11 protein-coding genes are annotated in these 9,529 nt (G+C 71.3%); 5 read left to right on the top strand and 6 right to left on the bottom strand.

The genetic code is table 11. The annotated features are described in order from the left end of the window. Positions 1 to 53: 53 nt before the first annotated feature. Genes ACIBEJ_RS49980 through ACIBEJ_RS49990 form a run of 3 tightly spaced genes read left to right on the top strand, consistent with a single transcriptional unit; the run spans position 54 to position 2,926 of the window. Complete coding sequence (locus ACIBEJ_RS49980) at positions 54 to 1,439, top strand: APC family permease (protein ID WP_397190101.1); 1,386 nt, start codon at positions 54 to 56, stop codon at positions 1,437 to 1,439. Next, entirely contained in the window at positions 1,436 to 2,083 is a 648-nt protein-coding gene (locus tag ACIBEJ_RS49985; protein ID WP_397190102.1) for a GPP34 family phosphoprotein, read from the top strand. The genes ACIBEJ_RS49980 and ACIBEJ_RS49985 overlap by 4 nt, the downstream gene beginning before the upstream one ends. Positions 2,084 to 2,134: 51 nt before the next feature. Next, positions 2,135 to 2,926, top strand: a complete 792-nt coding sequence (locus tag ACIBEJ_RS49990; protein ID WP_397190103.1) for an SAM-dependent methyltransferase — start codon at positions 2,135 to 2,137, stop codon at positions 2,924 to 2,926. On the opposite strand, the gene ACIBEJ_RS49995 is transcribed toward ACIBEJ_RS49990, so the two are convergent. From ACIBEJ_RS49995 to ACIBEJ_RS50005, 3 genes are all read right to left on the bottom strand, one after another. Next, positions 2,889 to 3,839 carry an NAD-dependent epimerase/dehydratase family protein gene (locus ACIBEJ_RS49995; protein WP_397190104.1) on the bottom strand — a complete coding sequence of 317 codons (951 nt, stop codon included), beginning with the start codon at positions 3,837 to 3,839 and terminating at the stop codon, positions 2,889 to 2,891. The genes ACIBEJ_RS49990 and ACIBEJ_RS49995 overlap by 38 nt on opposite strands. Before the next feature lie 62 nt (positions 3,840 to 3,901). Continuing rightward, complete coding sequence (locus ACIBEJ_RS50000; RefSeq protein WP_397190105.1) at positions 3,902 to 4,753, bottom strand: LLM class flavin-dependent oxidoreductase; 852 nt, start codon at positions 4,751 to 4,753, stop codon at positions 3,902 to 3,904. Continuing rightward, complete coding sequence (locus ACIBEJ_RS50005) at positions 4,750 to 5,502, bottom strand: ABC transporter ATP-binding protein (RefSeq protein WP_397190106.1); 753 nt, start codon at positions 5,500 to 5,502, stop codon at positions 4,750 to 4,752. Before ACIBEJ_RS50005 ends, ACIBEJ_RS50000 begins: the two co-directional genes overlap by 4 nt. Positions 5,503 to 5,645: 143 nt before the next feature. Here ACIBEJ_RS50005 and ACIBEJ_RS50010 point away from each other — a divergent pair, with 143 nt between their 5' ends. Continuing rightward, on the top strand, positions 5,646 to 6,548 hold the full coding sequence (locus ACIBEJ_RS50010; RefSeq protein ID WP_397190107.1) for an ABC transporter substrate-binding protein: 903 nt from the start codon (positions 5,646 to 5,648) through the stop codon (positions 6,546 to 6,548). 5 nt (positions 6,549 to 6,553) lie between these two features. After that, on the top strand, positions 6,554 to 7,312 hold the full coding sequence (locus tag ACIBEJ_RS50015) for an ABC transporter permease (RefSeq protein ID WP_397190108.1): 759 nt from the start codon (positions 6,554 to 6,556) through the stop codon (positions 7,310 to 7,312). Between the two features lie 38 nt (positions 7,313 to 7,350). Here ACIBEJ_RS50015 and ACIBEJ_RS50020 read toward each other — a convergent pair whose 3' ends face one another. The 3 genes from ACIBEJ_RS50020 to ACIBEJ_RS50030 form a co-directional block, all read right to left on the bottom strand. Beyond that, positions 7,351 to 7,881, bottom strand: a complete 531-nt coding sequence (locus ACIBEJ_RS50020; protein ID WP_397190109.1) for a phospholipase — start codon at positions 7,879 to 7,881, stop codon at positions 7,351 to 7,353. 167 nt (positions 7,882 to 8,048) lie between these two features. Continuing rightward, a complete protein-coding gene (locus ACIBEJ_RS50025; protein WP_397190110.1) occupies positions 8,049 to 8,489 on the bottom strand; it encodes a hypothetical protein in 441 nt (146 codons plus the stop codon). Between the two features lie 432 nt (positions 8,490 to 8,921). Further along, complete coding sequence (locus ACIBEJ_RS50030; protein ID WP_397190111.1) at positions 8,922 to 9,242, bottom strand: isoamylase early set domain-containing protein; 321 nt, start codon at positions 9,240 to 9,242, stop codon at positions 8,922 to 8,924. Positions 9,243 to 9,529: the final 287 nt, after the last annotated feature.

The raw sequence follows: 9,529 nt of genomic DNA on the forward strand, positions 1-9,529 counted from the left end.
AGAGCTACGGAAGGATCACACAACTACGTAAGACCAGCAGCGAGGAGGCTGTTGTGGAGCCCCAGGCCGGCATCGACCGTTTCGGTTACCAGCAGGAGTTACGCCGCGGGGTAGGGCTCGCCGACCTGGTCTTCTACGGGCTGGTGATGATGGTGCCCATCGCGCCCTTCGCCATCTTCGGCCTCGTCTACTCGCGCTCGGGCGGCATGCCGGTCATGGCGTACCTGGTGGGCGTGGTGGCGCTGATGTTCACCGCCGCCTCCTACGCCCAGATGGTACGGGCGTTCCCGCTGTCCGGATCGGTCTACAACTACGCGGGCCGCGGCATCGCCCCGCCCGTCGGGTTCATGACCGGCTGGGCGATCCTCCTCGACTACCTGCTGGTGCCGAGCCTGCTCTACCTGGTCGCCTCGATCGCCATGAACGCCAGCCTGCCCGGTATCCCGGTCTGGGCCTGGCTCGTCTTCTTCGTCGCGCTCAACACCGTGATCAACCTGCGCGGCATCCGCATGACGATCTCGCTCACCAAGGTGATGATCGTCGCCGAGCTGGCCGTGCTCGCCCTGTTCATGACGGCCGGGGTGTGGGCGCTGACGCAGGGGTACGGGCGCGGGTTCAGCCTGGCGCCGCTGTTCAACCCGGACACCTTCTCCTGGCCGATCGTGTTCGCCGCGGTGTCGGTGGCGGTGCTGTCGTTCCTCGGCTTCGACGGGATCAGCATGCTCGTCGAGGAGTCCACCGGCGGCTCCGCGCAGGTGGGCAAGGCGATGCGGATCGCGCTCCTGCTGGCCGGTGTGCTGTTCATCGCGCAGGTCTGGGTGGCGGCGCTGCTCGTACCCGATCCGCAGGGTCTGCTGACCAGCGCCAGTGGCACCGCCTTCTACGACGCCGCCGCCGTGGCCGGCGGCGAGTGGCTCAGGCAGGTCACCTCGACCGCCACCGCCGTCTCCTGGGGCATCGCCAACACGCTGGTCGCCCAGGTCGCGGTCTCCCGCCTGCTGTATGCCATGGCCCGCGACCGCCAGCTCCCCTCGTTCCTGGCCAGGATCTCGGTCAGGAACGCCGTGCCCGCCAACGCCATCCTCCTCGTCTCGGCGCTCTCGGTCGGCCTCGGACTGTGGATGGCCACCCGCCCCGACGGCGTCGACCTCCTCAGCAGCCTCATCAACATGGGCGCGCTGGTCGCCTTCATCGTCCTGCACCTGTCGGTGATCGTGCACTACACGATCCGCGGCCGCTCCGGCAACGCGTGGTCGCACCTGCTCGCGCCGCTGATCGGGCTCGGCGTGCTCGTCTTCGTGGTGATCCACGCCAACGTGATGGCCCAGGTCGTCGGACTGATCTGGCTCGGCGTGGGCGCTGTCGTACTCGGCGCGCTCTACCTGCTCGGCCGGCCTCCCTCCCTGCGGCCCACCCCGCTGGTGAAGGAGCCGGTGTGAGCGCGGACGTGCCGCCCCCGCTCTACCAGGACCTGTTCGTCGTGTGCCACCAGGAGAACGGCAAGCCGCTCATCCACCGCTCCTCCATCTCCCTCGGGCTGGCCGGGGCGGTGCTGATCGACCTGGCCCTGTACGGGCGCGTCCGGCTCGTCGGCGGCAGGGCCGTGGCGGTCACCGACCGCACGCCCACCGGCGACCCGGTCGTCGACGCGTACGCGGCGGCGTTCCTGCGCAGCCAGACCAACCTGGACGCCGTGACCTGGGCCAAGACGGTCGCGGCCGACAGCTACGACCGGGCCAGGCGCCAGCTCGTCCGCATCGGCCTGCTCGTCGAGGTGACCGGGCGGCGGCTGGGCATGCTGCCGTACCGTCGCTACCGAGCGGACATGGCCTCGATCGTGCGCGCCTCGACCGACGTGCGCTCCGCCGTGAGCGGCTGGCGGGAGATGGACGCCCGCGGTGCCGCGCTCTGCGGCCTCGTCCTGGCCCTCCAGGTGCACACCGAGCTCTACATCGGCCAGTCGCCCGCCCAGCTCACCACGACCCTGCGGACCCTCGTCGACGAGCACTCGCCGCAGGTGAAGGAACTCGTCGGCCTGGTCGAGACAATGATCGGGGAGGCGGCGGTCGCCGTGTACCGCTGAACGGCGCCGCCGTACGATCTTCCCACGCGACCCCTCACAGGAAGCACTGCCATGACCCACGAGCGTTCCGACCTCGCCGCGAAGATCCAGCCCGAGGTTCCGCACGCCGCCCGCATCTGGAACTACTGGATGGGCGGCAAGGACAACTTCGAGGCCGACCGCGCCGCCGGCGACGCGGTGGCCCAGGTCTACCCCGACATCGTGAAGATGGCCGTGCAGTCGCGCGGCTTCCTGGTGCGCGCCGTCACCCACCTGGCCGCCGAGGCCGGGATCTCCCAGTTCCTCGACATCGGCACCGGCCTGCCGACCATGCAGAACACCCACGAGGTCGCCCAGTCGGTCAACCCGGCCTCGCGCATCGTCTACGTCGACAACGACCCGCTGGTGCTCGTCCACGCCCGCGCCCTGCTGCGCAACACCACGCCCGAGGGCGTCACCGCGTACGTGGACGGCGACTACCACGAGCCCGAGCTGATCGTCTCCGACGCCCACAACGTCCTCGACTTCACCAAGCCCATCGCGGTGATGTTCATGGGCGTGCTGGGCTACGTCGAGGACTTCGCGCTCATGCGCTCGATCGTGGACCGCGTCATGGACAGCGTCCCCTCGGGCAGCTACCTCGTGCTCTGGGACGGCACGGCCACCGGCGACGCCGTCGCGGAGGGCAGCGACAAGCTGGCCGAGACCGGCGCGGTCCCCTACTACCTGCGCTCGCTCGAGGAGATGGCCAGTTGCTTCGAGGGGCTGGAGATGGTCGAGCCCGGCCTGGCCCCCATCTCGCAGTGGCGCGACGCCGACGGCCCGTTCATCGACGCCCACGGGGCCGTGGCCCGCAAGCCGTAGCGAGCCCGTCCTTGAGCGTGCGGTGGCTCGGCGACCACCCGAGCTCGTCCGTGGCCTTGGCGTGGGAGACCCGCAGCGTCGTGTCGATCAGCAGATGTCCCAGGTACGGCACCGCCAGCCGGACCACCCACTGCGGCGCCACCACCGGACGCGGCGTCCCGTGCGCCCTGGCCACCTCGAACAGGAACTCCCGCCAGCTCACCGGCTCGTCGTCCACGATGTTGTACGCCTCGCCGCCCCGCCCCCTCTCCATGGCGGCGACGGCGGCCGCCGCCGCGTCGTCCACGTGGACGAACGAGGTCGTGCCGGTCGTGCCGCGCGGCAGGATCGGCGCCCGCTTCCTCATCAGGGCGGCGAACATGTCGCTGAAGGCGTTCCTGCCGTAGAACATGCCGTAGCGCAGGGCGATGCCCTCGATCCCGGCGGCGGAGAACACCTGCTCCTCCGTCGCCGCGCTCGCGTCGGTGACCAGGTCGGCCACGCTGCCCACGCGCACGCCGAAGGGGTCGGCCTCGGTCAGGATCCTTCCGCCGTGGTCGCGGTAGCCGTACCCGGTGATCAGCGACTGGGTGACGAAGCGGCGCGCGCCGACCGCCCGCGCGGCGGCGAGCAGGTGCTCGGTCCCGCTGACCCGCAGCGCGAGGGTGCGGTCGGCGGGGGTCAGCCGGCGCGGGGCGTCGCGCAGCGCGGTGGCCTGGTGCATGACCGCGTCGGCGGCCAGGCCGTCGACCGCGCGCAGCAGCCCCTCCCGGTCGAGCACGTCGGCCCGCACCGCGACCGCGCCGCGCTCCGTGACCAGGTGCAGCTTGGCGGGATCGCGGACCAGCGCGATCACCTCGTGCCCCGACGCGGCCAGCGCCGACAGCAGCGGCAGCCCGATCGCACCGGTCGCGCCCGCCAGGAGAACCTTCATCGAACCCCGCCCTTTCCTAGGTGAACATCCCAAGGACGGGACGGCGGGGCCGGTTGTGACAGCTAGCTCACCTGGGGAAGGACCTCGGCCGCGATCAGCTCCAGGTGGCCGAGGTCGGCCGGGTCGCTCAGCCGGACGTACACGCGGGTGGCGCCGGCGGCGGCCAGCTCGCCGATCCGCTCCACGAGCAGGCCGGGCGGGCCGATCACCGGGTCCTCGGGCGGCAGCGCGCTCGGCGCGTGCAGCGGCGCCGCCCGGCGGCTGATCTGCGCGGCGTCCCGCCCGACCGCCGCCACGATCCCGGCCGACAGCACCAGCGGGGGCCGCCCGCCGCGCGCCTCCTCCACCCGCCGGAAGGCGCGCGCGGTCTGCGGCACGCTCGCGAACGGCATGTTGAACTCGTCGGCGTAGCGGGCGGCCAGTTCGGGGGTGCGCCGCGCGCCGCGCCCGCCCACGATGATCGGCGGACGCGTGGCCGAGGGCCAGATCCGGGTGATCGTGGCCAACTGCTCCTCCAGCATGTCGAAGCGGGCCGCTCTGGGCGGGAAGGGGATGCCGTACGCGCGGTGCTCGCGCTCGTACCATCCGGCGCCGATCCCCAGGTCGACGCGGCCCCCGCTCATCCGGTCCACCTGGGCGGCGAGCATCGCCAGCGCCCTCGCGGGGCGGAACGTCACGCACGAGACCAGGGTGCCGATCCTGATCCGCGAGGTCTCCCTCGCCAGGCCCGCCAGCGTCACCCACGCGTCCGTGGGGCCGGGCTCGCCGCGGACGCCGACGTCGGTGGTCTGGTAGTGGTCGGCGCGTAACCAGCTCTCGAACCCGCACCGCTCGGCCGCCCTGACCATGCGCGACTGGTCGTCGTAGGTCGCGCCGCGGTGCGGCTCGGCGAACAGGCCGATCCGCGTGCTCATCGGCGTACCAGCAGTTCGTGCAGGTCGGCGCTGCACCGGGCGACGTCGGCCAGGTGGGCGTTACGGCCCAGCGAGCGCGGCCGGGGGATGCCGACCTTGACCACCTCGCGGATCCTGCCGGGGCGCGGCGTGAGCACGGCGACCCGGTCGGCCAGCAGGACCGCCTCGTCGATCGAATGGGTGACGAAGACGACCGTGGCGGAGTTCTCCATGTGGAGGCGCTGGAGTTCGACCGACAATTCCTCCCGGGTGAGCGCGTCGAGCGCGGAGAAAGGCTCGTCCATCAGCATCACGCGCGGATTTCCGATGAGCGCCCTGCACAACGCCACCCGTTGCCGCATGCCGCCGGACAGTTCGTGCGGCAGGCGTTTTTCAGAACCGGTCAGGCCGGTCATGTCGAGGAGTTTCCGCGCGTGCTCGCGGTGCTCGGCGGGCCGCCGGCCGTAGATCTCCACGGGCAGCAGCACGTTGTCGAGCACCGTGCGCCAGGGCAGCAGCGCGGGCCGCTGGAAGAGCATCGCGATGTCGCGCCTGGCCTTGGTGACGCGCTCCCCACCCACCGTGACCTCGCCTCGCGTGGCCGGCAGCAGCCCGGCGATGATCCTGAGCAGCGTCGACTTCCCGCAGCCCGAGCGGCCGATCACCGCGACGAACTCCCCTTCTGCCACCTCCAGGTCGATCTCGCGCAGCGCCTCGACGGTGCCCGACCGTCCGGTGAAGGTACGGCTGACGCCGGCCAGTCGGATCATCGAACGGTCTCCCGGACTCGGTGTTGTCCTCGACGTTACTCTCGTGTTTCCTAGGTCAAAAGGCGGTGATCCAGATGAGAGTTCTCGCCGTTCTTGTCCTGGCGCTTTCCTTGACCGCATGCGGTGATTCCGGTGGGTCCACAATGGTGACCTACTTAACGTCCTTCGGAAACTTCGGCAGGGACGCGTACGCGTGGGTCGCCAAGGACAAAGGCTATTTCCGCGAGGCCGGCCTCGAAGTGGACATCAAGCCCGGCGGCGGCACGGGCGACAGCATCGCGAAGATCGAGGCGGGCACCGCGATGTTCGCCCCGGTCGACATGACGGGCCTGCTGCTGGCCCGGGGCAAGGGCGGCGCGCGCGGCACCGTCGCCGTCGCCGCCATCCAGCAGCGCACGATGGCCGCGATCGTCGCCCTGGAGGGCAACGGGATCGCCACGCCCCGCGACCTGGAGGGCAAGACGCTGGCCGACACGCCGGGCTCGGCGGTGCGCAACCTGTTCCCCACCTACGCCAAGCTCGCCGGGATCGACGCCGCGAAGGTCACCTGGGTCAACGGCGCTCCGGCCAACCTCATCGGCCTGCTGGCCAGCGGGACGGTGGCGGGCATCGGCCAGTTCGTGGTGGGCCGGCCGACCGTGGAGTCGGCGGCCAAGGGCCGTAAGGCGGTGGTCCTGCCCTACAGCGACGTGATCAGCGACCTCTACGGCAACGTGCTCGTCACCTCCACCAAGATCGCGAAGGAGGGCCCGGACACGGTCCGCCGCTTCAGCCAGGCGCTGACCAAGGCGCTCGTTTACACCATCGACCACCCCGACGAGGCCGCCCAGATCCTGAACAAGAACGTGCCCTCCGCCGCCGCGGCCCCGGCCGCCGCCGAGATCAGGCTGATGGCCGCGTTCGTACGACCCGCCGCGGGGAACGTCGGCGCGATCGACACCGCCAGGCTGGCCCGCTGCATCGCCACGCTGCGCGACGCCGGGGCGATCCCCGCCGGGCTGACCCCCGAGCAGGTCGTCGACGCGAACCTGGTGAAGGGGTCCTGACCACCGTGCGCGCCGCGACCTGGCCGGCGCTCGGGCTGCTGGTCGCGCTCGCCGCGTGGTGGCTGGTGACGGCGGCGGTCCCGCTGGTCCATCCCGCGGTGCTGCCGCCGCCGGGCGACGTGCTGGCCGCCTTCGCCGCCCGGCCGGGCGAACTGCTCGGCGGGCTGCTGGCCACCTCGGTCGAGACGGTCGCCGGGTATGCGATCTCGGTGGCCGCCGGGGTGCTGATCGGGCTGGCGCTGGCCGCCTCGCGGGTGGTGGAGCGCATGTTCTCGCCGCTGCTGGTCGCGGTCAACGCGGTGCCGAAGATCGCGCTCGGGCCACTGCTCGTGGTCTCGCTGGGCTGGGGTCAGCGGCCGATCCTGGCGATGGTGTTCCTGCTCTGCTTCTTCCCGATCGTGCTCTCCACCGCCACCGGCCTGACCACCACCCCCGCCGACCTCGCCGAGCTGGCCCGCTCACTGGACGCCTCGCGCTGGCAGACCTTCCGCAAGGTACGCCTGCCGGCCGCGCTGCCCCAGATCTTCGTCGGGCTCAAGGTGGCCATGCCGCTGGCGGCGATCGGGGCGGTGATCGGCGAGTTCCAGGCGGGCGAGGGCGGGCTGGGCTACCAGATCGTCCAGTACAGCGGGATCGCCGACGTCGCCACCGCCTGGGCGGCGATCATCCTGGTGGCGGCGATGAGCATCGTCCTGTACTTCGGGCTGCTGGTCGTGGAACGGCTGGCGCTGCCCTGGGTCCGCGAGACCACCTCGGCACGGTGACGGGGACGCCGCTCCGGCATCCCCGCCTCCGGTGGGGCTCAGGCCGCGGCGTTCTGGTGGTTCAGCTCGGCCTGCTGCTTGACCTGCTGGATCTGCTGGTCGGTGACGCGCAGGTCGCCGAACTCCTTGACCGCCTGGTAGTACGTCCAGGCCAGGCCGTTGCAGGTGGAGCGGGAGAGCCCGGAGTAGCCGTTGCACACCTGCTTCATGTCGAAGTAGAAGGCGTCGTCGATGCGCGGCTTGTTGGCCGGGAAGGCGTTCATCGCCTTGTAGTTGCGGTAGCCGAAGTCGTGGCGGCGGCACGACATCCTGAAGTCGAAGCCGAGCGGCTGGTCAGGGCTGCTGGAGCACAGGTCGGTGGACCAGTCGAAGTTGTAGTCGGCCCATGCGGCCTGGTTCTGCCAGGCGGCGCGCCAGGCGGAGGCGCTGCCCGCGGTCGGCTGGGAGAAGGTGGAGAGCGCGGCGAGTTTCTGTTCCGGCGTCACCGCGTGGGCCGGCAGTGCGAATCCGAAGAAGGCGGCCACGGACAGGAGGGCGGATAACGAGAGTAAGAGGGACCGTCTCACCATGAGAACCTGCTTTCACTGCACGGGGGGTGCGGGGGGAATGCGGTGGCAAGGTTCGCCCGACGACCTAACAATGAAGCGAAGGCGGGGAAAACTAAAAGCAGATCTTGTCCAATTTTTCCGGCAGGGTTTGCGGAGAGTCGCCGTTTACGGTCAGTCGAATTCGCCTGTCAGCGGGCCAGCAGCAGCCGCGCCGACCATCCGGCCGACCACAGCAGGAGCAGGCCGACGACCACGCCGCCGCCGACCATGGTCAGCCCGGCCCCGATGTTGGCGCCGATGGTGCCCGCGGTGACGACGCGCGCCCCCGCCCCGGCGATCGCCCCCGCCACCAGCGCGGGTACGAGCGCCGCCCACCAGCGGCCGTCGAAGCGGCGTCCGCGCGCGGCCCAGATCAGGAGGGCGAGCGTGAGCACCACCACGGCCACCGCGCCCAGTCCGATCACCCGCTCCGCCCCCGGGCCGATGGCCGGTGGGCGCATCGCGTAGTCCAGTCCGGTGCCCGGCGGCACGTCCGCGCTCAGGTCCCCGACCAGCCACCACACGGCGACGGGGGTGGCCAGGACACAGGCCGCGGCGGCGGCCGCGAGGCCGCCTGCTCTGATCGACATGCCTCTTAATCTGCGGTGCCCGCTCGGTCCGCGTCCAGCCCTTTCCCCGGATCGCGCCAATCCCGACTCCCGGGCCGGCCCCTCGCTCTCGCGCGGGCCTTCGCCCCCCGCGGCCCTTCGGTCCTCACCGCGTGGGCCTCCGGCCCTCACGCGCGGCTCTTCGCTCCCACGCGCGCCCCTTCAACCCCACGCGCGCGCTCGCCGCTCCCACGCGCGCGCTCTTCGCTCCCACGCGCGCCTTCACACCCCTTGTGCGGCCCCTCGCTTCCGCGTGGCCCTCGCCGTCCGGTTCTTCGGCCTCTCACACGTGGCTGTTCGCACCCCGCGTCCGGGCCTTCGCCCCCGCGTGGCTCTTCGGTTTCTCGCGGTCGGCCGGTGTGGGTTCCCGCCGGTCGGTCGTGACCGGATCCGACCGGCGGGCCCGCGTGAAGGTCAGCGTGCGGCCCTGGCCGCGGCGGCGCGCGGCTTGGGCTTGGCGGTGGTGGCGGTCGCGGTGGCGCGGCGCTTGGGCGCGGGGACGCGGAAGATCGCGCCACGGTGGTCGTACTCCTCGGCGCCCTCGTCGTCGAACCAGCGGCCACCCTCGCCCAGGTAGCGGAAGGCGAACGCCTCGCCCTGCGGTACTGCCACCGCCACCCTGTAGTGACCGTCGTCGCCCAGCCGCATCGGGTGTGCGAGCGGGTCCCAGCCGTTGAAGTCGCCGACGACGGAGACCGGGCCGACCTCGGCGGGGAGCGTGAAGAGAACCTCCACCTGCCCCATCCTGTTGGGTTTGCTGCTAGTGAACATCTTTCTCCCCCGAATAAGATGATTCAGATGACTGCGCGTTCAGCCATACCCCGGCCGAGGGCCGGAAACGGGTGATCTTCGCAGTTTTTAGGATTTGCGAGCGGATTCCGCTCCGGGAATTTCCTCACCGCGTCAGCGCCGCGTCACGGTCGGCGGGCCGGCGGGCGCCTTGGCTGCCGACGACGACGATGCCGTTGTCGGTGACGGTGTAGAGCTCGCGGTCGAGGTCGGGGTCGAAGCCGATTCTGGCG

The organism is Nonomuraea sp. NPDC050790, from assembly GCF_044456745.1.
In the GTDB taxonomy this organism is placed as follows: domain Bacteria; phylum Actinomycetota; class Actinomycetes; order Streptosporangiales; family Streptosporangiaceae; genus Nonomuraea.

Coding starts and splice junctions, on each gene's coding strand:
- ACIBEJ_RS49990 (WP_397190103.1), top strand. CDS start 2,135: ATGACCCACGAGCGTTCCGACCTCGCCGCGAAGATCCAGCCCGAGGTT.
- ACIBEJ_RS49995 (WP_397190104.1), bottom strand. CDS start 3,839: ATGAAGGTTCTCCTGGCGGGCGCGACCGGTGCGATCGGGCTGCCGCTG.
- ACIBEJ_RS50000 (WP_397190105.1), bottom strand. CDS start 4,753: ATGAGCACGCGGATCGGCCTGTTCGCCGAGCCGCACCGCGGCGCGACC.
- ACIBEJ_RS50005 (WP_397190106.1), bottom strand. CDS start 5,502: ATGATCCGACTGGCCGGCGTCAGCCGTACCTTCACCGGACGGTCGGGC.
- ACIBEJ_RS50010 (WP_397190107.1), top strand. CDS start 5,646: ATGGTGACCTACTTAACGTCCTTCGGAAACTTCGGCAGGGACGCGTAC.
- ACIBEJ_RS50020 (WP_397190109.1), bottom strand. CDS start 7,881: ATGGTGAGACGGTCCCTCTTACTCTCGTTATCCGCCCTCCTGTCCGTG.
- ACIBEJ_RS50025 (WP_397190110.1), bottom strand. CDS start 8,489: ATGTCGATCAGAGCAGGCGGCCTCGCGGCCGCCGCCGCGGCCTGTGTC.